This window comes from Shewanella aestuarii, assembly GCF_014647215.1.
GTDB classification, from domain to species: Bacteria; Pseudomonadota; Gammaproteobacteria; order Enterobacterales; family Shewanellaceae; genus Shewanella; species Shewanella aestuarii.
On the sequence record NZ_BMOT01000005.1, the window covers coordinates 175119 to 197691 of the forward strand.

The window sequence follows — 22573 nt, forward strand, 5'->3', positions numbered from 1 at the left end:
CTATGAGTGATTCTAGAAGTGTAGCAGCTGTCGCTGCAGGTTCAGACGATGCAGTATTACAGTGGGTTACATTTAAATTAGATAATGAAACCTATGGTATTAATGTAATGCAAGTGCAAGAAGTATTGCGTTACACGGAAATAGCGCCTGTGCCGGGTGCGCCTAATTATGTATTAGGGATTATCAATCTTCGTGGCAATGTTGTTACGGTTATTGATACCCGATCAAGATTTGGTCTTCAATCTGCTGATGTCGATGACTCAACGCGTATTGTGATTATCGAAGCGGAAAAGCAAGTGATTGGTATTCTAGTTGATAGCGTGGCTGAAGTCGTTTATCTTCGCCGTTCTGAAATTGATAACGCACCTAATGTCGGTACTGAAGAAAGTGCCAAGTTTATCCAAGGTGTAAGCAACCGTGATAATGAGTTATTGATCTTAGTCGACCTTGATAAGTTATTGTCAGATGATGAATGGGCTGAATTAAGCGACATTTAAATACCTTTTTCAGTGACAAAGCGCCAGCTCATTCAGTATGCTGGCTTTTTTGTTATAGGCCTTTTTGAGAATCAAACATGGGTAATGAATATTTAATTGCAGCCTTAGTGTATGTTGTTTCGAGCGTTGGATTAATGTTTTACTTGCAGCAGCAATCAAGTAAGTTGAAAAGTAAAGTCGATGCGTTAACCTTGCTCGTTAAAGAAAGCGATCGCCAACGTGAGTCGGTAAAAAGAGAGCTTAATGAACTCCGCAGCGGTACCATTGGCATGGGACGAAAGCTGATTGAATTAGAAAAAAAACAAAATGCTCAATCTGAATTAATTGAAGAAACTAGCCAGCAAGATCCCCAAGCTAAGTTATATTCCCGCGCCGTTAAAATGATTGCTTTAGGTGCAGATATTGATGAGCTTATGCGGGAATGTGAATTACCCAAAGCTGAGGTTGAACTATTATTACGTCTACATAAGAAGTAACTACCTCAATAAAAAATGCCATTACAACTGTAATGGCATTTTTTAAAGCGAGTTGAACACGAAAGCCACCTCAAATATCATCTCTTAAAACCATCGCTTAAAGAGGTATACGTCCACTATTGACTAGCGAGAGCAAATTTTTATCATGTTGAATTAACGTTTGCGACGCATTTTGACAACGAACATCCCATCTGTGTCTGCTTGTTGAGGCCATACAGTCAGCATAGTCGTTGTTTCGCCAGTAAACGGATGAATAAGGCGTTCAAGTTCAAAATGTGAATTGGATTTTAAAAAAGCCGCTACAACAGATTGATTTTCAACTTCCATTAATGAACAAGTGGCGTAGACCAATTCTCCGCCCACTTTTACCGCAGCTGCGCTACGCTGTAAGATATCCAACTGTAATTCAGGTTTTTCTGTAATAGCGCTGGAATCATCAATCCAGCGCATATCAGGGTTTCTTCTCCACGTACCTGTACAGCTGCAAGGAGCATCAACCAAGACGCCATCAAAGTAACTTGCTTTTACTGGAAGTAAATCCGTTTTCCAAGGTGCAATGCTGATATGATTAAAGCGAGATCTTTTGGCTCGTTTTAACAATTCAGTAAGAGCATGAGTGCGAATGTCAGATGCAATAATATTCCCTTCAATGCCGCTATGCTGCATTAATGATAATAGTTGCAGGCTTTTACCTCCTGCACCAGAACATGCATCCCACCATTGACTGTTTGCTTGCGGGGCGCACATTTGGCCAATAACCTGAGAAGCTAAATCCTGTATTTCTAAGTACCCCTCAGTATATGCCGCTACTTGATTGAGATTTAAACTGTTATGTCCCAGATTAATCGTATCATCGAAGAATTCAGACCCACTGGCCTCAACGTTATCCCGCGATAACTTTTGCAATACGACCTGTCTTGAAGCTTGCTGTGCTCTGGCCCAAATAGGAGGGCGAGTACTCATTGCCTGCACTAATAACTGCTTTTCGAGTCCCGATTCAATAGCACAATGTTGCCAAAACCAATCAGGTAGTAGTTGCTCAACGGTTGCCGTATGAATATTTGAAAACTGTTGAAAAGTATTAAGCTTATCGTTAACACTTTCAGATATAGGTATGGGAAGAGGCTTTGCGGCATCGTACTGCATGCTAAAGGCTAGCCAACCATCGCGAATATCTATCCATGGATGGTTTTCGAGTTGGGCTGCGCTGGCTAACATACTGAAAAATATTTCTTCTTGTTTATGGTTGCCAAGTTGTTGTATCCAGCCCCACCAACGGAACAAACCAAATAAGCTTTCTCTAATTACGCGGCGATCTTTAGAACCGTGTTTTTTATGCTCTCTGAAGTAATTGGCGATGACACGATCAGCGGGTTGTTTAGTACTAAGGACATTATCAAATAGGTTAAAAATTGTGCTGGCATAACTTAGAGCACGCTTTTCGGCGCCAGTATTGGCCACTTTGCTGATAGGTAATAGAGAGTCAGTCATGAATATTGGATGTCATTACTTAAGATAATAGAAATGACAGTTTATCACGTTGGACATTGATTTGACCATGCCATTACCCGCGCAGTTAAAGAGCTGGATGCGGTTTATACTTCAGTCAAAATACGCTGATGTAAGTTATTCCATTGCTCTGGAAATTTACCTTCAAGCATATAAACGAATGCAATCAGCTCGGCAATTAACAAATACAATTCTTTAGGAACCTCATCACCCACTTCAAGTAATTGTAAAAACTCTGCTAAGTGAGGATCTTGGTGGATATGAATTCCAGCATCTTTGGCCAGTGCTATAATCTCTTCGGCAAGGAGATCTTTACCGGAGGCGGTTACTTTGGGGGCATTTTTGCCATCAAAACTAAGCGCAACAGCCTGTTTTATTTTCGGTGAAGAATCATTATCTTGCATATGTATTTCTCAAGTCAGTTAAGCTCGTGTTTTTACTAAAAAGTGATCGCCAGGCAATAAGGTTGCGGGAATACTGGCTATCTGTGTTGTGAACTCACCCGGTGTAAAGCCAATTTGGCTAATTTTTTGGGCTAACTCCGAATTAAAACGGGTGATCTTATCTAATAGATACTGGTTATTGCCTTTAAACTTTAGATCCAGTACGTGAGCTTTTTTATGCGCTTGTATCAAAACAGCCCCTTCAGATAAGTTAAATTTTAGCTGTAATCGCCAGTTAGTTTGCTTGTCGGCATCATCACTCTCTTCTTTTTGAAAATGTCCCTCAAATTGCTCATTTCTTTGATTAAGAGAATAGGGCAGAGCGAAGTACCAGTTTAGGGCTTGTTCATTACCGCTACTGGCTTGTTGATATAATTGAAAACTGCTAGCTAATTGACTCATGCTATCAAGCGTTCCGGCTTTTTCTAGTAGGCCAAGCAAACCGCCTAATCCGCCACTATTTTTTCCGGTCAATCGTTGCAGCAGCTGTAAATGGTTTTGTAGCTTCTCACTGATTTGTTTGCCTGTGCTCTGAGCTTTTACGCCTAACATTAACTGAAATAAGGTTGTAATGGCTCCACCAGAAAACAGTTGTGATTGCGATGGAGTATGGCTTTGAGCAAGATTTAAACTGGTAATACTTTGTAACTCACCTAATAATTGCGCCGGCTCTGTTAGCGTGCTCAAAGGTTGTGGGGCAAGTTGAGGTATTAGCTTTAGTAGCTCTAACGCCAAATTTTGCGGCGGTTGAATGTTTTTTTGGAGCATCAGCGGCATAGCACCTGCTTTGGATAATGCTTTTTGTAGCACCGCCATGGGGGCTAGGGTCTCTTTATGTGCAATTGGGGGAGATAACTTTGGGCTTTGTGCTGCGACGCCTAAGGGAGCGTTTTCTAAACCTTTAGTGATATTTTTTACTGAATCAGTTGTTAAGACTGAACCTTTAAGTGAACCTGCAATATCTTGCGCCATTTTTTGAGCGGCTGATACGTCAATTTTATTTTTGGAAATGCTATCTGAACCGATAATGGATTTAGTATCGGCATTCGGCGTCGATGATGGCGGTAACTTTTGTTGATTGTCGGCTGTAGCTGTCAAGCTTTGCGGTTTTTTAGTTACTGATGACTCTGTCACTATCAATGATGCTTCAAGCTTTTTAAACAACAAATTCAATACCTGAGAGGCCTCTGGTTTACTTATTACAATTGATTCTTGTTTAACATTGGCCGGCGTATCAGGCATTAAGGTTGAGGGCGTTAAATTAACTTTAACTTCGGCCTGAACAGGAGTCAGCGTTAATATGAGACGTTGATCTACCTTAACAATGCTGGCTAAATATTGTCCTTTAGTTAAGCTGATGTTGTCCAGTTTAATCGTCGGGCCATCAACAAACGTTAACTGTTGCTGATTAATAAAAGCATTCGGTAGTGGATATCCCTGTGGACGAGAGGCCAGTTGTGATAGTTGAGTTGTAGAAACCCCATTTTGTGCAGCAAGGGCTGTTAGTGATGCTGGCAATTTGATTTGAATGGCTTGAGCCAACAATACTAATTGGCTCTGTATCTTTGGGTTTTGTTCTATAATCGCTTTTGGTTGTGAAACAGTTGGCGTTGATGGTGCAAGGCCTGTTTCTAATGATATTTTTTGTAAATTGATAGCTTTTACAGCATCTGCAGTAATCATTATTTTACTTGTGGTTTGTAATAATTTCTGTAATTCGGCGCTCAAGTTAAGTTGGTACTGCTGATTTGCGATAGCAACATTCACCGTTTGTGATGGCGTTGCACCCGGCTCTGGAGTTATTACCTGCACCGGCTGTAGATTATTTGTCGCAATCAAGGATTTATCACTAACGGTTATTATCGTTGCAGATGTTTGCCCCGCACTTGGTATTGGCGTAGATGTAGATTTTACACCATCGGGAATCTTGGTCGCGGATGGGGCGGCGGCAGAACTATTTGAGCTACTTGAGTTATTTGAATTAGCCGGTGGCGGAACGTTTGCAGAAACCGGGTTACTAGGTGATAAATTTTGGATTTGGTTAGCTGAACCCGTAATCTTGTTAGTGAGTTCTGGTTTGCCAGCGTCTTGGCCTACTGGTGACGAAGATTGCAATGTAACGTTTGGCGCCTGCATGTTATGGCCTTAAATGTTCCCTTTTTGTAAAATAGTAAACTAAAGATTAATCTATTATTACAATTTTGATTTTGCGATTTATCAAGGCTGCAGTATCCTTAGCAGCTTGAAAGCTTCTTACAGTTAATGGTCACTAGTGACTCATTTAATTGCCAAGAATTGAAATCGAGATTTACTATCTCAATATTTATCGACTTGAACAATCATTGCTTTAATAAAAACGACAAAAATAGCAGTTTGTTTATTAGCTTTAGCCGTTGTCTTTTTAAGAGAGTGTTATGACGAAGTATAAAAGGATGTTGCTTCCTTTGTTGTTGCTTAATTCGAGTTTAGCTACTGCAAATGAGCCAGAGAGTAAGTCACTTCAAACAGATGAAGTAACCCCTTCGGTTACCCTTACCTATAATGATCCGCGCGATCCTTTTGAAGGATTTAACCGTGCAATGTGGGATCTAAATTATTTGTATTTTGATAAGTACTTATTCAGACCCGTTGCCCATGGTTACAATGATTATATTCCCCGCCCCGTAAAAACTGGGGTTGATAATTTTGTGCGTAATTTTGAAGAACCTAGTTCGATGGTCAATAATGCTCTTCAGGGTAAATGGGGATGGTCTGCTAATGCAGGTGGACGTTTTACTATTAATAGTACTTTGGGGCTTCTTGGAATTGTTGATGTTGCTGAAATGATGGGGATGCCGCGTAAAGATGATGACTTCAATGAAGTCCTTGGTTACTACGGTGTGCCAAACGGACCTTATTTTATGGCACCATTTTTAGGGCCTTATGTTACGCGTGAACTCGCTACAGATTGGGTTGATGGTCTATACTTTCCTTTGTCTGAGTTTACTTTGTGGCAATCTGGATTGAAGTGGGCTTTAAAAGGCTTACATTCTCGTGCAGCCGCAATTGATCAGGAAAGATTATTAGACAATGCGCTTGACCCATATACCTTTGTTAAAGAAGCCTATTTTCAGCACATGGATTATAAAGTTTATGATGGTAATGTGCCTCAAATCCAACAAGATGATGCGCTTTTAGATGAGTATATGGATGAGCTAGAATAGCCAGAGACGAGCACTCTGGCAGTTTTCATCTGTGGAGTTGTAGTATGGCACTAACAGATATATCCGTTTTATTTGTTGAAGATGACCCAATTTTTAGTCAATTATTGACAGACTTTTTACACAGTAAAGGGGCGAACGTTAAACATGCTAGTAATGGCAGGCAAGGGTTGGATTTTTTCAGTGAGCTTAAATTTGATATTGTCATAGCCGATCTTAATATGCCTAAGTTGGGTGGTTTACCCATGTTAAGGCAAATGATGGTTATTAATGCTAATGTGCCTGCGATTGTTATTTCGGGTAACGATGTGATGTCTGATGTGGTTGAGGCATTACGGATTGGTGCTTGCGATTATCTTGTGAAACCCGTTGCAGATTTATTTATTATTGAGGCAGCTATTGAGCAGGCACTCAGTCAATCTGCTTCCCATAGTGCAAAAGTCGCTTATGATCCTACTGATGTTTTTGAACGTCAATTGGCTGAATTATCTTATCAAGAATTAAACAATAATCTGTTGATGTTAGAGCAAAGTGCTCACGCAGCAAAAAATGTGCAGCAACAGCTTTTTCCCACTTCTCACATTCAATATCCCCATGCATCAATTGATTACAGTCTATTCAAAAATAGTGATGTCAGTGCTTATTTTATTGATTCAACTATGGTGGGAGAGAAACATCTTATTATGTATATGGCACATTTTCAGCCAGAAGATAATAGTGCCGCTTTCGGCTGTGTCTTACTGAGTAGTTTTATTAATCAGAAGCTTAAAAACTTCCGAACAGGTTCAAGCAATGTACTTATTTGCCCTGTGGAGATGTTGAACTATTTAAATGACCGTATGGTGGGATCAGGGCTACATATCATTACGGATATGATTTATATCAGTGTTGATTTATCTAACTACGAAGCAACAATAGCTCGAGCGGGTTCAGGACTAAGATGCTATTTACGCAACATCACAGGGCTATTACCGTTAGCATTGCCAGACTGTCAGCCCATCGGCTCTGTATTGTGGAGTAAGCCTAGCATACAAAAACGACAACTTGCCGCAGGGGAAAACCTTTGTATTGGTACCCACCATCAGGAACATCAACAAGAATTGCTTAAAAATCATTTCAAAGGGTTAATTTTTGATGAAAGCACCCATGCTGGTGGCTTTATGCAACTCGATTGTGGTTAGTGTTTTCCCAAAGGTTAAAATAAAAGGCTTAGCATTTGCTAAGCCTTTTTGTGTTTCCTAACGCTTAGCTGATCAACTAATTTTTTCGCAGCGTTGCTGATAATCCTGGATCAAATGCGTCATGATGTCGTTTACAGACGCATCTTGACAGCAATTATCTAAATAGACTTTAAATGTCACTAAGCCGTGACAATCGTTCTTCAAACGACTGCTTCGCATAGCAAAGTAAGCTTCTTCTTTATCGGCTTTACGAATAGTCATGCCGTCGATTTCAAATAGTTTGCTACCAGCATTGTTATGCCATTTGGTGATTCTGTCTAAGGCAATTTCGCAAGAGTGGTTAACTTCGATATGATTATGCCAGCTAGCTTGTTTGTCATTTTCTTGATAATGAGGGCAACGAACGGTGTAATTGTGAACATGAGTAATCGCTGTCATTGTGAGTACCTTTTTTTTTAAGTTGATTCATCATAGACCTTAAATTCCTTGGGGGTCAATCGATATTATCAGAACTGAGAGGTAGGTTCGCTTTTACTAATGTATCGACTAACCAGTTGTTGGTAAACAAAATTTAACCAATAAAAAGCCCGCGAAAACGCGAGCTTTAGTCATATCACTCAGCTGGTTTATATGTGCTATGTGATTTTTAATCTTCGCAAAACACTATAATGCCGCTTGGTAAATTTGACAAATCTCATCAAAGCTTGCCTGCTGCGGATTAGTAAAGCCACACGCATCTTTAAGTGCATTTTCCGCAAGAGTAGGAATATCTTCAGCTTTTACTCCCAACTCTGTGAGTGTTGCCGGAATATCTACTGACTCAGATAAATTCTTAATTGCTTCGATAGCCAGTTTTGCGCCTAATTCAGCTGATAATCCATTAATGTTCTCCCCCATTGCTTTGGCTACATCGGCCAAACGCTGAGGTACAACTTTGGCGTTATAGTTTTGCACATGGGGAAGCAAAATCGCATTGCACACACCATGAGGTAAGTCGTAAAAACCGCCAAGCTGGTGGGCCATCGCATGTACATAACCTAAACTTGCATTGTTAAACGCCATGCCTGCTAAAAACTGTGCATAGGCCATTTGTTCACGAGCATCAATATTTTGTCCATCTTTAACCGCATTCACCAAATTAGCTTTAATGAGCTCAATGGCTTTAATAGCACAGGCATCAGTTATAGGATTCGCAGCAATTGACACATAAGCCTCAACAGCGTGAGTCAGAGCGTCCATACCCGTAGCTGCAGTTAGCGATGCCGGCTTATCAAGCATTAACTCTGGATCATTGACGGATAAAATCGGGGTAGTGTTTTTATCTACAATTGCCATTTTGATGTGACGCGCTTCATCTGTGATGATACAAAAACGCGTCATTTCACTGGCTGTGCCGGCGGTGGTATTGATGGCGACTAGAGGTAATTGCGGTTTTGTTGAGACATCGACACCTTCATAATCTTTAATTTGGCCTCCGTTTGTCGCCACCAATGCAATGCCTTTAGCACAATCATGTGGAGAGCCGCCGCCCAATGAAATAATGAAATCACATTTATTGCTATTCAATAAGGCTAAACCTGCTTCAACGTTACCTGTCGTTGGGTTGGGCTGAACACCATCAAAAATAGACACTTGGATATTTTCTGTTTGTAACTTATCAGCAACTTTGGCGACTAAACCAATTTTGACTAAAGGTTTGTCAGTTACGATAAGCGCATGTTTAAACCCAAAGCTTTTAATATCTTTAACGGCTTCCTCTACGCTGTTTTGGCCTAAGATATTGACGCTAGGAATAAAAAATTTTGTCGCCATGGTTGTTACCTCTACGGATTATTTTATCTGTAGTTAACATACCAATGTCATAAGCCAGTATTTGTGAGCAATATCAAAGAATAGCGCTGTTAGTACTTATTTAGGAGTAGTTTTGTTACGGAACCGAAAGTTTTGTAAAAAATGCGATTGGACGAGTTGTTGTGTACAAAAGAAAGTGGATCTCTTTTATACACAACAAATAGCTGAAAAATTTAACGCTATAGATTAACCCGGGCAGTTAGCCTCAGTAATACTGTTAATCACAATTTCTTCAACGGGAACATGGGTAAAAGTAACGCCATTTTTTTGCACTGAAGTTGTATTTACCGCATTCATAATATCGACCACTTCCATGCCTGCAACCACCTTACCAAATACCGCATAGCCACCTTGGCTTGGGTAGTTCAAATTGTCATTATCATGGATATTAATAAAGAACTGGCTGGTTGCTGAGTCTGATATTTGGGTGCGGGCCATAGCAATAGTGCCGCGATCATTTTTAAGGCCTACGCTTGACTCATTTTTAATGGGATCAAAGGTTGTCTTAGCATTTAACCCGGTTGTAAACCCACCACCCTGATTAACAAAATTATTGGCAACACGGTGAAATAGGGTACCGTCATAAAATTTATCGGCGACATATCGACTAAAATTTGCTGCAGTAATCGGCATATGGGTGTTATCAATTCCTAGGGTAAATTCTCCCATTGAGGTGTCTACAACATAACACTGACTCACAGTTAATTCTGGTGCGGGGGCGGGCGGAGTTGTGGGTGTTTCGGGCGATGAGTCAGAACCACCACAAGCGGTTAAACCGCAAATAGCAGCGGCAAGTAAATAGTGTTTCATACATTCCTTGATGAAATTGTTATAAATTTGCGGATATATTTGCTGTTTTAGCACATAGATTCAATAAAAAACGCTTAAGGGATACAAACTGTTACTTTGATAAGTCAGGTGTTGAGTGGCTTTTTAATTGCTGTGGTGCTGATTTTTCTGAGTTTCTGGTTAATTCGGTATACAATACGCGATTGCTAATTCTTTTTATTATGTAGAGTCTGTTATGTCATTTTTATCGCTAGGATTAAAGCCTGAAATTCAACAAGCACTTGCTGATATTGGCTATGTGACCCCCACGCCTGTTCAGATGGCCGTGATCCCACTGATCCAAGCGGGTAAAGATGTATTGGCTAATGCCGAGACTGGCACAGGTAAAACAGCAGCTTTTGCATTGCCATTAATCGAAATGCTTTCGAATGTGGATGAACATCAGCTAGCCAATCCGGCCTTAACAGTGCTGATCATGACGCCGACTCGCGAGCTTGCGATTCAAATTGAACAAAATATTGTGCAATATTGCCAACATTTACCGCTAAAAAGTGCTGCTGTATATGGCGGAGCGAGTATTCGCCCACAACTTGCCGCAATTACCCAGGGCGTGAATATTTTAGTGGCAACACCAGGCAGATTGTTCGATTTGGTCGGACAACATGATTTGCAGCTGGATACGGTGACGTATCTAGTTATCGATGAAGCCGACCGCATGCTCGACCTTGGGTTTGTTAAAGATATCGAAAAAGTGAAGCGTTTAATTAACCGTCATCACCAAACCATGATGTTTTCAGCAACGTTTTCAGACGAGATTAAACTGTTAGCTGACAAGATGTTAATAGAGCCTGAATACGTCAATGTCGCAATGGCCACAACAGCAACAACAGTGTCGCAACTTGGCTATCAAGTCGATAAACGTCGTAAAGCGGAGTTGCTCTCTGAACTGATCGGTAAACATAATTGGCAACAAGTGATGGTGTTTACTAGCCGTAAAGAAACCGCTGACCATCTTCAGAAAGAATTAAGTTTAGATGGCATTAAAAGTGCGGTGTTCCATGGCGATAAATCTCAAGGGGCACGTAGCAAGGCGCTTGAAGAGTTTAAATCGGGCAAGTTGCGGGTATTAGTCGCAACTGATTTAGCCGCAAGAGGGTTAGATATTCAAGCCTTACCGCGTGTGATTAACTTTGAGCTTCCTGAAGAGCCTGAAGATTATGTGCATCGAATTGGCCGAACTGGGCGAGCAGGATTATCAGGTGAAGCCATTTCGCTGGTCAGTCCGCAGGAGCAAGAATGCCTAATTGCGATTGAAGAAGTGATTCAGCAAAAGCTTCATTTAAGTGTGGTGGCTGGTTATGAGCAAGGCGCGCCGCTTCCAGCCCGTTACCGAGAGCAGGATGCTGAGCCGACTAAAACCATGAAAAAGCACGCACGTCCAAATCGTAATAACCGTTCAGGTCAGTTTGATAAAGACTCAGGTAAACCGCAACGTAAAGGCAAGTACAGTAAAACGAAAAAATGATAATTAATCCGGTAAAAACCAACATAATTACAGGCTTTTTAGGTGTGGGTAAAACCAGTCTAATTAAGCAGCTATTGAGTCACAAACCTGAACATGAAGTTTGGGCGGTATTGGTGAATGAATTTGGTGAAATTGGCATTGATGCCGGATTAATCAATGGCGCTAATCATACTGGCGTTGTGATAAAAGAGGTCGCGGGTGGCTGCCTCTGCTGTGCTGCCGGAGTCCCAATTCAGGTGGCAATTAATCAGATAATTCAACGTGCTAAACCAGATAGGCTATTAATCGAGCCGACTGGGATAGGCCACCCACAAGAAATCATTAAAGTGTTATCAGCTCCGCATTATGCCCAAGTAATTAACTTGCAAGCGAGCGTGTGTTTAGTCGATGCCCGTAAGCTTGCACTGCAAAGTTATCGTGACCATGATACTTATCGCCAACAATTGTTAATAGCTGATCTCATTGTTACCAGTAAAACAGAGCTGTATCAGCATAATGAGTTAGTGGATTTGCAAGATTTTCTCAGCCAACTCGTCATTAGCCCAAGAGTGTTGCAAGGCGGTAATTATTTTCTGTCCGATGATTTTATCAATGAAATACTCGCAAGTTTAAATACACCAGCACGAAAAAAAACATCTACTGTTAATACCTCACAGCACAGTTCTGCACCGACTTCACTTTTGAACCGAGCAACTTCAGAGTCAAGTATGTGGTTTAATCAAATTGATGAAGCCCCTACACCCGTTTTGATGGAAGGGGAGATCATATGCAAACTCAATCAAGGTGATGGTTGTTATAGTATTGGCTGGCTTATTAGTCCAAGTATGACTTTTAATTTTGACTTATTGATGCGCTGGGTGGAGACGTTTAAACGCCCGGATATCATCCGCCTTAAAGCGGTAATGATTACCTTTGACGGCATATTAGGGATTAACATGGTTGATTCAACATTGCATTTATCTGAATTAGATGAAGCAGTGGATTCTCGCTTAGAAATCATCACAGAACATTCACTCAATAGTGCTGAGCTACAGCAATCGTTAATCGCCTGTATTGATGAATAATGTTGACGGGTTATATTAAGAGCTTGCGATAAGGTTGATCTAAATTTTATCTTTAGTTGTTTAGCTCTCTGATAGCAATAAACCTGCCATTTGACAGGTTTATTGCGATAAGATTTAGCGACTTATCGAGTACACTCTTCTAAAAGATAGGCTAAGTGGCGATAGGAAATACCACTATGCTGCGTTAATCCCACTTCACACATTCTATTGGCGTAATAACCTTCTTTGGTGGCTGTCGGGATCAGTTTTTTTATATTTCGTAAAGCACTGGCATTGATTTCTGGTTTATATAGGCCTTTTTCACCAGCATAACCACAGCAGCTAATGCCTTCAGGCATTACGACGTGTTTCGCACACGCATCGGCGATCCCTTGAAGTTTCGGTTCGAGATGCATTTTTCGAGCACTACAACCTTGATGTAATGTCACATTGGCTTTTTGAGTAATAGTTACATTTGGTAAAATTTTATCATGCATAAACTCAACAAGATCATGGATTTCCACCTTGGGATTTCCTGTTAAAGTGCGGTAGGTACAAGAAAGCGCATCTACTACAACAGGCACTTTGCCGTTATCACTTAACTGGCTAAGGGAATCAATTAATTCATCACGTTTGGCATCGGCATTTTTAAAATCACCTTTTGATTCCCACATCTGCCCACAGCACAAGTCTCGGGTGTTATTGGGAGTAATGACGTTATAGCCAGCGCGTTCCAACAGGGTGATCACCACTTCCGCTAATGTACGATTGTCAGGATCTTTTGGCGTCGGTCCAAAAGTTCGACCGCCACAAGCTGGGAAATAGACGACCGAAGGTTGCCCTGGAATAAATGCCGATGGTTTACCCACATTGCCACCTTTGGGGAAGTCAGGATTCCAATAAGGCACTTCTTTGGTCACCATACGCCCGACATTCATGATCGAGTTAGTAATCGTTGCCCCCGTCAGTTTATGGATAGTACCGAGAATATTGAAACCAGTACTGATGGCACTATTCACCAGACCAAAATGATTGGCTTGAAAATCTAATACTTTTTGTTCTGTGGTGGTGATATACGGTGTGCGCAATTTACGCACAAGTTGTCCCATGCTGTTGTCAACCGGACAAGCAATAGTACATAACTGGCATGCTGCACAGGTATCAATGACATCGTATTTTGAGCTAACACGCATTTCAGCTGCAGCTTGTTTCTCACCAGCTTGTTCTAAGCGTTCAATTTCTCGTAATGTCGCGATACGCTGACGAGGTGAAAAGTTAAGTGCCGATGTTGGGCAGGTTTTTTCACAAAATCCACATTCAATACATTTGTCGACAAAGTCATCTACAACAGGACATGGCTTGATGTTTTTAACATGAATTTCGGCGTCATCATTTAAAATCACCCCTGGATTTAACAATCCTTGAGGATCAAAAATATGCTTAATTTGTTTCATCAAAGTGTAAGCATCTGCGCCCCATTCCATTTCAACAAATGGTGCAACAGCACGGCCAGTGCCATGCTCTGCTTTCATCGAGCCGTCATACTTATTGATAACCATTTCTGCCACATCTTGCATAAATGCGTGGAAGGTTTGAATATCAGCTTGAGTAGAGAAGGTCGGGGTAATAATGAAATGGAAATTCCCCGCTAATGCATGGCCATAAATAACCCCTTCAGGATAACCATGTTTATGGAATAGCGCGGTTAAATCAGCTGCAGCGGCGGCAAGATGTTCAAGTTCAAATGCCACATCTTCAATAATAACCGATGTGCCTTTAGGGCGTTGACCACCAATAATGGGAAATAATCCTGAGCGCATAGCCCAATATTTACCAAAAATAGCCGGATCGCTGCTGAACTCAATTGGGCGTTCGGTTTTGATATGGGCAATTTTGTTAATGACATCCTGAGTATATTGAGCGAGTGTTGCCTTATCATTAGCACGACACTCAATCAATAAAATAGCGGCACCCTCAGGCAGTTGATTCAACCATGTTGGCATGCCCGGTTTGCCGGTTACAGATTTTATCGATGCCCAATCTAATAACTCAACCGCAGCGACGCTGTCGCCTTTCATTGGTGGAACCGCACTGGCGGCATCTTCCATACTGAAAAACACCGCCATAGCAGAGGCCTTAAATAAGGCTTCTTCAACTGTGTGGTAGGTTACCTCGTTAACAAAAGCCAGGGTGCCTTCAGCGCCAACAATTAAATGGTTAATTAAATCAAAAGGATCAGTAAAATCCACTAAAGCATTAATGCTATATCCTGTGGTGTTTTTGATTGAAAACTTTTTATGGATCCGTGCTGCTAAAGTAGCATTATTCTGCGTCATCTCGGCAAGAGAGCTTAGGTTTGCAAGTAGCTCAGGATGACTTTGTTTGAATGCCGCTTTTGATTGTTCACAGCCGGTATCTAATTCAGTGCCATCGGCAAAAACCAGTTTTATCGATGCAATGGTCTGATAACTGTTTTGTGCGGTACCACAGCACATACCCGAAGCATTATTCGATACTATTCCGCCAATTTTAGCCGCATTTAAGGTGGCAGGATCTGGGCCGATTTTTTTATTGAATGGCTTTAAAGCAGCATTGGCGTCAGCACCAATTACCGCACAGCCCAAAGTGATTTTATTTTTATCATCACTGATATTGATGGTTCTAAAACCGTCATGACCTAGAATTAATAGAATGCCTTCACCAATAGCTTGGCCTGATAAACTCGTGCCCGCAGCGCGATAGGTAACAGGGGCATTGTGTTCACGTGCCACGGCTAAGGTGATTTTAACCTGTTCAAGGTTATCTGCATGAACCACTATTTCAGGTACGATACGGAAATAACTCGCATCGGTTGACCACGCAAAGCGACGCACTGGATCATTGCTTACCGCACTGTTACCCAGTTGAGCGCTTAGCTCTTGCATGATAGTTTGATAATTGATCGTCATAATGTTTTCTCTTGTTATCGCAGTAGCAAGCCATTAAGACTTGCTGCATTAATAACTGACAAATAAGTTAGAAGCCGCCCCAAATCACAGCTATTGTGCCTGCTACTAACGCATAACCCAGCGCGATAGGCATTGTTTTACGAATAATTTCAGATTCTCTACCTGCCATACCAACCACAGTCGCTGCGGCAACAACGTTCATGACACACATCATGTTCCCTGCGTTGGCACCAATTCCTTGAAGTGCTAGCACTAATGCATGGTTCATCCCAATATTGTCTGCAACTGAGAACTGTAAGCCTGAGAACATCATATTAGAGAAAGTAGCAGAGCCTGATAAGAAAGCACCGAAGATCCCAACAATAGGCGACACCCAGCCCCATACAGAGCCCATAGTATTAGCGAGTAAGTCAGCTAAGGCGACAGGCATGGAGGCTAAACCGGCTGAGTTGGCGCCTGAATTTAAGAAGATTTTTACCATAGGCACAGATGCACCTAAGGAGATAATGGTTGGCAGCATAGAACTGCATGACACAGTAATAGATTGTTTAATGGCCTTAGGCTTCATCTTAAATAAAATAAACCCAAATACACAAACCAGTACGAAGAAAATCCCTGGTGCATAAAAAGTGGCAAAACCGGCTTTTAACTCAGTGCCTAATAATCCTGTCCAGCTGATATTAAAGCTATTTAGCCACGCTTTAAATGGAGTGACGATACGCGATAACACCAAAAGCGCCGCCATAATGATATAGGGTGACCATGCGGCAATTTGTGAAAACTTAGCATCAGTTGGTTTATCGGTTTCAACGTCATCTGCAGCTTTTTCTTCATTATCGGCAAAATCGTGCCATGGCGTTGCGGGTAATAACCAGCCTTTTTTAGCAACAGGGATCACGACAGCCATACCAATTAATGCACCAATTACTGACGGAAACTCTGGACCAGCGATATAGTTAATCATCCAAGCCGGTATAGTAAAGGCAAAGCCTGCAAATAGGGCAAACTTCCAAATTTGTAGTCCTTCTTTAAATGACTTGTTTCTGCCAAAAAATCCGGTTAATACCGACACTATGACCAAGGGTAATAATGAACCAGTAATTAAATCAATGGTGATCATATGCATAGCAATAAACTGGGCATAATCAACAAAACTTCCACCATGAGCGGCAATTTGTTCGGTTGCCATCGACACACCATTTTCCATCAACCCCTGTTCCATACCAAATAAAACAGGTAAGCCAATTGCGCCAAATGATACAGAGGTTGAATCGGCAATGAGTGCAACCACTGCCGCGGCAATGGGCGGAACACCAAGTAATACTAATAATGGTGCCCCAATCGCTGCGGGAGTACCAAAACCTGCAGAACCTTCGATGAATGATCCGAATAGCCAACAAATAATGATTACTTGAACTCGAGCATCGGCACTGATATTCGTAAAGCCTGCTCTAATGGTGTCCATCGCACCAGAGTATTTAAGCGTATTAAGCAAAAACACCGCCCCAAAAATAATGGTCAGCGGTGTCAGTGCAGAAAGAAGCCCCTCTACAACAGAGGCAGCTAGTAAGGTGGTATCCATTTGCCAAATAAAAATGGCGGCTAGACCTGTGGCAATCATTGAGATTGGCATCGCTTTTGATGCGGGTAATCTGAGTAACACGAGAAAAACCATAACGCTTATTATTGGCGTTAAGCTCGCGAGTAGCTGTAACGTTGTCATGAATACCTCTTTGCTTGTCGAATATTAAATTAAGGTCTGAATTTTATTTGGGCTTTATGCTTCAATATTGCGCGAAGTGAGTCTAATAGACTGTATTTTGTGACTTGAATATTTGATCAAGATCATCTTAAAACCAGACTGTCACCTAGCCCACAGATATTGCGACACGGATCGATTTTAACTTTTTGCATTAGTGATCTTCGTCATGCTTTGTATGGGGGTGAATTGTGAGGCAACTTTACTGAATATTAGTGATTGTGAATGTGAACTAACTCACGAGGTGAGTAATCAGGGTGATAAATATGGCTTTACCACCCTGATATTAGATGTGGATGATGAAAAATAATACCGTGTACATTTAGAATAATTTGCTTCCCCAGCCTAATTTATTTCGTAATACGTGAAAATAATTATGCCCTTTAGGGTGGATGAGTCGCAGTTGCTCGCTTGAGCGGCGAATAATAATTTCATCTCCGGGTAAAACGGCTAGATGAACATGACCATCACAGCTAACTTCAAGATTTTCACCGTTATCCGGTGAGACCACTAATTTTATGGTACTACAAGCATCGACGACGATAGGTCTGCATGACAAGGTATGTGGAAACATAGGAACCAAGATCAATGCCTGCAAATTAGGTGTTAAAATAGCCCCTCCAGCGGACAATGAATAAGCGGTTGAACCGGTTGGCGTGGAAATAATCATCCCATCAGCACGTTGGCTATACATAAACTGCTCGTCAATGTAGACCTCAAACTGGATCATATGAGCAATTTTGCCAGGGTGCAAAACCGCTTCGTTTACCGCGGTGTTACTGGAGGTGATTTTGCCATAACGATGGACTTCAGCTTCTAACAAAAATCGGTGTTCTGTTTCAAATTCACCGTCTAATACATCAGCCAAAGCATCTTCAAAGTTGTCAGGTGGCAGGTCAGTTAAAAAGCCTAAATTACCACGGTTAACACCTATTACGGCAACATCAAAGCGTGCCAGTACTCTTGCCGCGCCCAGCATATTACCATCACCGCCGACGACGATGGCCAGATCACAATGTTCGCCCATGTCTAATAAGTCCATAGAGGCAACATCATTACCCAGTTCAGCCGATACGCGAGATTCGACAATCACTTTGTAGCCTTGCACTGATAACCAATGATGCAAACGTTTTAAGGTTAAGTTTGTACCTTGGTGATGCGGTTTGCCGATAAGGCCGATAGTATTAAACTTTTTGGTCATATTGATATTTGTTGGCCTTAAAAGGCTTGAAACGCCAAAATTGATCCCCATAATATACCCAAACGAATTAAAAGTGTCAGTGTGGTGATAATTAATCTGCATCTGGCATGTTTCAATTATGATTACCAAAAAAATCGCATTTTTTAGCTGGAGTGAAAATGAGCAACGAGTCAAACTACGATCCACAAGATATCGAAACCAAAAATCAAGTGGAAGAAGGTATAGTCATTGAAGCTGATGAAGCGAGCTTAATGGATGAGTTAACCCAAGCAAACTTTCGCGTTGAAGAATTGGAGCAATTATTAGCGGCCTCAGAAGCGGCTTTAGCAGAGCGCAAAGATGTTGAAATACGTGCTGCTGCAGAAACTCAAAATATTCGTACTCGTGCGGCCAAAGACGTTGAGCAGGCACGTAAGTTTGCCTTAGAAAAGTTCGCCAATGAGTTGCTACCTGTGCTTGATAACATGGAGCGCGCGTTACAAGGGACTTCTGCTGAAAATGAAGCCACTAAAGCGTTATACGAAGGCGTTGAGTTAACCATGAAAGGTTTCTTAAGCTCAGTTGAAAAGTTTGGTGTCGTTCAAGTTAGCCCGTTAGGTGAAACTTTTAACCCTGAACATCATCAGGCGATTGGCATGCAACCCAGTGCTGAATATCCTGAAAACACTGTGATGTTAGTGATGCAAAAAGGCTACATTTTAAATGATCGTCTTTTACGCCCGGCAATGGTGATGGTATCGCAAGGCGGAGCCAGTATCGATACACAAGCATAATCGAGTGATTGTTAGTCGAATAATGTGAATGGATGAATGTAAAAAAGGGCTGATAATTCAGCCCTTTTTTGTAGTTAAAGAGTATGACACTAACAACCACTGTAAGCGGTAGTTTGAGATAGTCTCTGACTTGTTACGCTATGCCCGTGGCGTCAAGCTTTAACTAGCTGATAATTAAGTTCTTATTGTGGTTAAAGAGTATATCACCAACAACCACAGCAAGCGTCAATTGAGATAGTCTCTTATTTGTTGAACAATGCCTGTGGCATCAAGCTTTAACTAGCTGATAATTAAGTTCTTATTGTGATTAAAGAGTATGTCACCAACAACCACAGCAAGCGTTAATTGAGATAGTCTCTTATTTGTTGCTCAATGCCTGTGGCATCAAGCTTTAGCTCACTGATAATTTCATCCGGTGCGCCATGCTTAATAAACTCATCAGGCAAACCAATTTGTAGCACAGGCTTAATGATTTTAAGCTTCTGTAATGCTTCCATTACGCCGCTACCAGCACCACCCATAATGGCGTTTTCTTCCACCGTGACAATAATGTCATGGCTATTTGCTAATTCAGTGAGTAGCTCAATGTCTAATGGTTTAGCAAATCGCATGTCTGCCACTGTGGCATCAAGTGCTTCTGCGGCGGTTAACGCCGCAGCTAAAGTGGTCCCAAAATTAACAATCGCGATGTTTTTGCCCTGACGCTTTATTACTCCTTTACCTATAGGTAAGGCTGTCATCAATTCGATTTGCTCTGCTCCTGTAGCAAAGCCTCTTGGGTAGCGAACCGCTGTAGGGCCATCTTGATAACAATATCCGGTATACAGCATTTGGCGACATTCGTTTTCATCTGATGGCGTCATGATTACCATATTAGGAATGCAGCGCATAAAGCTTAAATCGAATGCCCCTTGATGGGTTGGGCCATCTGCGCCGACAATCCCACCACGGTCGATGGCAAATAGTACAGGTAGGCGTTGCAATGCCACATCATGGATTAGCTGGTCATAACCACGCTGTAGGAATGTAGAGTAAATTGCCACTACAGGTTTAAGGCCTTGAGTCGCCATGCCTGCCGCAAGGGTTACCGCGTGCTGCTCTGCAATGGCCGCATCAAAATATTGCTTGGGGAAACGCTGAGAAAACTCAACCATACCAGAGCCTTCACGCATCGCAGGGGTGATGCCCATAAGCGTGTTATCTTGTTCTGCAACATCACATAGCCATTTTCCAAAAACCTGTGAAAAAGTCGGTAAACCTGGTTTAGTTGCCGGTTTTTTGAATTGGCTAGGATCAAATTTAGGCACAGCATGCCAGCCGATAGGGTCTTTTTCTGCGGGTTCATAACCACGACCTTTTTTGGTCATAATGTGCAGAATTTGTGGCCCTTTAAGATTACGCATATTACGCATGGTTTCGACGAGAGCATCAACATCGTGACCATCGATAGGGCCTATATAGTTAAAGCCAAGCTCCTCAAAAAGGGTGCCAGGTACTACCATGCCTTTTAAGTGTTCTTCAGTACGCTTGGCCATTTCTTTAATGACAGGCATGCCCTTAAGCACTTTTTTGCTGCTTTCACGAATGGTGGTGTAAAAACGCCCAGACATTAATTGGGCTAAATGATTATTAAGTGCACCAACGTTTTCAGAAATGGACATCTCGTTGTCATTTAAGACAACTAGCATGTCATTGTGTAAATCACCGGCATGATTGAGTGCTTCAAACACCATACCCCCTGTCATAGCACCGTCACCAATAACAGCAACGACTTTACGGCCAAGGTCTTCTTTTTCTGCGGCAATCGCCATACCCAGTGCAGCACTAACGGAAGTACCAGAGTGGCCTACACTGAAAGTGTCATATGGGCTTTCTTCACGCCATGGAAAAGGATGCAGACCATTTTTTTGACGAATAGTGTGCATACGCTCGCGGCGGTCAGTTAATATTTTATGCGGATAAGCCTGATGGCCAACATCCCACACCAATTGGTCAAACGGTGTGTTATAGACATAATGAAGCGCTACGGTTAATTCAACCGTACCTAGACCAGAAGCAAAATGACCACTCGACATTCCTACTGATTGCAGTAAGAATTGTCTTAACTCATTTGATACCTGAGGCAACAAGCCTTGAGGTAGTTTTCTAAGTTCTTCTGGTGTATTAGCTTGTGCCAATACTGGATATTGAGAATTATCGAAACTCATAGTGAGATATCTGTCTTATTATATTCTTCGCGCGATAATATATCGGGCAAAGTCTGCAATTAACTGGCTATTGTATGGCAATTTAGTCAGTTCTGATAGGGCATCATCAACAAGTTGCTGTGATGTCTGTTTAGCACCTTCTAAACCTAATAGTTGAGGGAAGGTACTTTTATTCGATTGTTGATCACTGCCTTGTGGTTTACCCAGTTCCTCGGTACTGGCAATGATGTCTAAAATGTCATCTTGTACTTGAAACGCCAGACCCACATGCTGCGCGTAGCGCATTAAAGTGTCATGAACACTTTGGCTGGCATTGGCGGCGATTAACGCCATTTCAACCGCACAACTGATTAATGCGCCGGTTTTTTTGTTGTGTAATTCAGTCAGTCTTGTCAGTTCAATACGCTGATTAGTGGCGCTAAGATCAATGGCTTGCCCGCCACACATACCTTGATAACCAGAGGCTTTTGCTAACGATTTTACAATGGCAAGTTGTTGCTTAGGAGATAAACCGTCAATTGGAGTACTGATGATATCAAAAGCTAAGGTTTGTAATGCATCACCAGCAAGTATTGCACTGGCTTCATCAAAGGCAATATGCACCGTTGGTTGGCCGCGACGAAGGCAATCATCATCCATTGCAGGTAAATCATCATGAATTAAAGAGTAGGCATGAATGCACTCAATGGCTGCAGCAAGATTATCTAGGGTCGTTAACGGTACATTGAGCATATTGCCAATGCTATAGACTAAAAATGGTCTAATGCGCTTACCACCCAATAATGCACCATGTGTCATGGCAGCTTTTAAAGTGGGAGCGGCATCATCAAGATCATGTAAGTGCTGGCGGAGTACTTGATCAACGCGTTGTTGATAAGTCTTGATTGCATCTGTTAACAATGGATTACCTCAAAGTACTTCTAAAGCAATGTTATGGTTCAATATCTAATGGCGATAACGTATCTTTTTCTTCCAGAAGAATGGATACTTTTTGCTGTGCTTGCTCAAGTTTAGCCTGACTTTGGCGCACAAGCTTAATGCCACGTTCAAATTGCTTCAACGCATCATCAAGGGAAACTTCACCTTGTTCTAAATTTGCTACAATAGTTTCAAGCTCATTTAATGATTGCTCAAAACTAAGGTTTTCAGGTTTTTTGGCCACGTTTACAAT

At 41.7% G+C, this 22573-nt stretch carries 19 protein-coding genes; 7 read left to right on the top strand and 12 right to left on the bottom strand.

Translation table 11 applies throughout. From position 1 onward, the window contains the following. Positions 1 to 2 precede the first annotated feature (2 nt). Entirely contained in the window at positions 3 to 497 is a 495-nt protein-coding gene (locus IEY03_RS09540) for a chemotaxis protein CheW (protein ID WP_188841137.1), read from the top strand. A 77-nt stretch (positions 498 to 574) separates the two neighbouring features. After that, positions 575 to 973, top strand: coding sequence for a DUF2802 domain-containing protein (locus IEY03_RS09545; RefSeq protein ID WP_188841138.1), 399 nt, complete (start codon positions 575 to 577; stop codon positions 971 to 973). A 153-nt stretch (positions 974 to 1126) separates the two neighbouring features. Here the strand turns inward: IEY03_RS09545 and IEY03_RS09550 are convergent, their stop codons facing one another. From IEY03_RS09550 to IEY03_RS09560, 3 genes are all read right to left on the bottom strand, one after another. Next, positions 1127 to 2464: an RsmB/NOP family class I SAM-dependent RNA methyltransferase gene (locus IEY03_RS09550; RefSeq protein WP_188841139.1), complete on the bottom strand. Its 1338-nt coding sequence runs from the start codon at positions 2462 to 2464 to the stop codon at positions 1127 to 1129. A gap of 104 nt (positions 2465 to 2568) precedes the next feature. Further along, the gene (locus IEY03_RS09555; protein WP_188841140.1) at positions 2569 to 2886 is read right to left on the bottom strand and encodes an EscU/YscU/HrcU family type III secretion system export apparatus switch protein; all 318 of its coding nucleotides are present in this window, start codon (positions 2884 to 2886) and stop codon (positions 2569 to 2571) included. Positions 2887 to 2904: 18 nt separating this feature from the next. Continuing rightward, positions 2905 to 5061 (bottom strand): hypothetical protein, encoded by a 2157-nt coding sequence (locus tag IEY03_RS09560; protein ID WP_188841141.1) that lies wholly within the window; start codon positions 5059 to 5061, stop codon positions 2905 to 2907. Positions 5062 to 5339: 278 nt separating this feature from the next. Here IEY03_RS09560 and IEY03_RS09565 point away from each other — a divergent pair, with 278 nt between their 5' ends. Together IEY03_RS09565 and IEY03_RS09570 are read left to right on the top strand one after the other, a co-directional pair. Continuing rightward, positions 5340 to 6128 carry an MlaA family lipoprotein gene (locus tag IEY03_RS09565; RefSeq protein WP_229778262.1) on the top strand — a complete coding sequence of 263 codons (789 nt, stop codon included), beginning with the start codon at positions 5340 to 5342 and terminating at the stop codon, positions 6126 to 6128. 44 nt (positions 6129 to 6172) lie between these two features. After that, complete coding sequence (locus IEY03_RS09570) at positions 6173 to 7306, top strand: response regulator (RefSeq protein ID WP_188841142.1); 1134 nt, start codon at positions 6173 to 6175, stop codon at positions 7304 to 7306. 72 nt (positions 7307 to 7378) lie between these two features. On the opposite strand, the gene IEY03_RS09575 is transcribed toward IEY03_RS09570, so the two are convergent. The 3 genes from IEY03_RS09575 to IEY03_RS09585 form a co-directional block, all read right to left on the bottom strand. Next, complete coding sequence (locus IEY03_RS09575) at positions 7379 to 7744, bottom strand: cytoplasmic protein (RefSeq protein WP_188841143.1); 366 nt, start codon at positions 7742 to 7744, stop codon at positions 7379 to 7381. 225 nt (positions 7745 to 7969) lie between these two features. Continuing rightward, on the bottom strand, positions 7970 to 9118 hold the full coding sequence (gene yiaY, locus IEY03_RS09580) for an L-threonine dehydrogenase (protein WP_188841144.1): 1149 nt from the start codon (positions 9116 to 9118) through the stop codon (positions 7970 to 7972). A gap of 225 nt (positions 9119 to 9343) precedes the next feature. Continuing rightward, a complete protein-coding gene (locus IEY03_RS09585) occupies positions 9344 to 9967 on the bottom strand; it encodes a peptidylprolyl isomerase (RefSeq protein ID WP_188841145.1) in 624 nt (207 codons plus the stop codon). 214 nt (positions 9968 to 10181) lie between these two features. Between IEY03_RS09585 and IEY03_RS09590 the strand changes: the two genes are divergently transcribed. Together IEY03_RS09590 and IEY03_RS09595 are read left to right on the top strand one after the other, a co-directional pair. After that, positions 10182 to 11471, top strand: a complete 1290-nt coding sequence (locus tag IEY03_RS09590) for a DEAD/DEAH box helicase (protein WP_188841146.1) — start codon at positions 10182 to 10184, stop codon at positions 11469 to 11471. Continuing rightward, positions 11468 to 12535, top strand: a complete 1068-nt coding sequence (locus IEY03_RS09595) for a CobW family GTP-binding protein (RefSeq protein WP_188841147.1) — start codon at positions 11468 to 11470, stop codon at positions 12533 to 12535. The genes IEY03_RS09590 and IEY03_RS09595 overlap by 4 nt, the downstream gene beginning before the upstream one ends. Positions 12536 to 12657: 122 nt before the next feature. Here the strand turns inward: IEY03_RS09595 and IEY03_RS09600 are convergent, their stop codons facing one another. From IEY03_RS09600 to nadK, 3 genes are all read right to left on the bottom strand, one after another. Then, positions 12658 to 15462: an FAD-binding and (Fe-S)-binding domain-containing protein gene (locus tag IEY03_RS09600; protein WP_188841148.1), complete on the bottom strand. Its 2805-nt coding sequence runs from the start codon at positions 15460 to 15462 to the stop codon at positions 12658 to 12660. 67 nt (positions 15463 to 15529) lie between these two features. Continuing rightward, complete coding sequence (locus IEY03_RS09605; RefSeq protein WP_188841149.1) at positions 15530 to 17185, bottom strand: L-lactate permease; 1656 nt, start codon at positions 17183 to 17185, stop codon at positions 15530 to 15532. 358 nt (positions 17186 to 17543) lie between these two features. Continuing rightward, on the bottom strand, positions 17544 to 18422 hold the full coding sequence (gene nadK / locus IEY03_RS09610) for an NAD(+) kinase (RefSeq protein WP_188841150.1): 879 nt from the start codon (positions 18420 to 18422) through the stop codon (positions 17544 to 17546). 158 nt (positions 18423 to 18580) lie between these two features. Here nadK and grpE point away from each other — a divergent pair, with 158 nt between their 5' ends. Continuing rightward, complete coding sequence (grpE, locus tag IEY03_RS09615; RefSeq protein WP_188841151.1) at positions 18581 to 19195, top strand: nucleotide exchange factor GrpE; 615 nt, start codon at positions 18581 to 18583, stop codon at positions 19193 to 19195. A 341-nt stretch (positions 19196 to 19536) separates the two neighbouring features. Here the strand turns inward: grpE and dxs are convergent, their stop codons facing one another. The 3 genes from dxs to xseB are packed head-to-tail and all read right to left on the bottom strand — an operon-like array spanning position 19537 to position 22564. Continuing rightward, positions 19537 to 21402 (bottom strand): 1-deoxy-D-xylulose-5-phosphate synthase, encoded by a 1866-nt coding sequence (gene dxs / locus IEY03_RS09620; protein ID WP_188841152.1) that lies wholly within the window; start codon positions 21400 to 21402, stop codon positions 19537 to 19539. An 18-nt stretch (positions 21403 to 21420) separates the two neighbouring features. Then, positions 21421 to 22302, bottom strand: a complete 882-nt coding sequence (gene ispA, locus IEY03_RS09625) for a (2E,6E)-farnesyl diphosphate synthase (RefSeq protein WP_188841153.1) — start codon at positions 22300 to 22302, stop codon at positions 21421 to 21423. Positions 22303 to 22333: 31 nt separating this feature from the next. Next, the gene (gene xseB, locus IEY03_RS09630; RefSeq protein WP_188841154.1) at positions 22334 to 22564 is read right to left on the bottom strand and encodes an exodeoxyribonuclease VII small subunit; all 231 of its coding nucleotides are present in this window, start codon (positions 22562 to 22564) and stop codon (positions 22334 to 22336) included. Positions 22565 to 22573: the final 9 nt, after the last annotated feature.

Coding starts and splice junctions, on each gene's coding strand:
- IEY03_RS09600 (WP_188841148.1), bottom strand. CDS start 15,462: ATGACGATCAATTATCAAACTATCATGCAAGAGCTAAGCGCTCAACTG.
- IEY03_RS09570 (WP_188841142.1), top strand. CDS start 6,173: ATGGCACTAACAGATATATCCGTTTTATTTGTTGAAGATGACCCAATT.
- IEY03_RS09595 (WP_188841147.1), top strand. CDS start 11,468: ATGATAATTAATCCGGTAAAAACCAACATAATTACAGGCTTTTTAGGT.
- IEY03_RS09540 (WP_188841137.1), top strand. CDS start 3: ATGAGTGATTCTAGAAGTGTAGCAGCTGTCGCTGCAGGTTCAGACGAT.
- IEY03_RS09550 (WP_188841139.1), bottom strand. CDS start 2,464: ATGACTGACTCTCTATTACCTATCAGCAAAGTGGCCAATACTGGCGCC.
- IEY03_RS09575 (WP_188841143.1), bottom strand. CDS start 7,744: ATGACAGCGATTACTCATGTTCACAATTACACCGTTCGTTGCCCTCAT.
- nadK (WP_188841150.1), bottom strand. CDS start 18,422: ATGACCAAAAAGTTTAATACTATCGGCCTTATCGGCAAACCGCATCAC.
- IEY03_RS09565 (WP_229778262.1), top strand. CDS start 5,340: ATGACGAAGTATAAAAGGATGTTGCTTCCTTTGTTGTTGCTTAATTCG.
- IEY03_RS09605 (WP_188841149.1), bottom strand. CDS start 17,185: ATGACAACGTTACAGCTACTCGCGAGCTTAACGCCAATAATAAGCGTT.
- IEY03_RS09585 (WP_188841145.1), bottom strand. CDS start 9,967: ATGAAACACTATTTACTTGCCGCTGCTATTTGCGGTTTAACCGCTTGT.
- IEY03_RS09590 (WP_188841146.1), top strand. CDS start 10,182: ATGTCATTTTTATCGCTAGGATTAAAGCCTGAAATTCAACAAGCACTT.
- IEY03_RS09555 (WP_188841140.1), bottom strand. CDS start 2,886: ATGCAAGATAATGATTCTTCACCGAAAATAAAACAGGCTGTTGCGCTT.
- IEY03_RS09545 (WP_188841138.1), top strand. CDS start 575: ATGGGTAATGAATATTTAATTGCAGCCTTAGTGTATGTTGTTTCGAGC.
- dxs (WP_188841152.1), bottom strand. CDS start 21,402: ATGAGTTTCGATAATTCTCAATATCCAGTATTGGCACAAGCTAATACA.
- yiaY (WP_188841144.1), bottom strand. CDS start 9,118: ATGGCGACAAAATTTTTTATTCCTAGCGTCAATATCTTAGGCCAAAAC.
- IEY03_RS09560 (WP_188841141.1), bottom strand. CDS start 5,061: ATGCAGGCGCCAAACGTTACATTGCAATCTTCGTCACCAGTAGGCCAA.
- grpE (WP_188841151.1), top strand. CDS start 18,581: ATGAGCAACGAGTCAAACTACGATCCACAAGATATCGAAACCAAAAAT.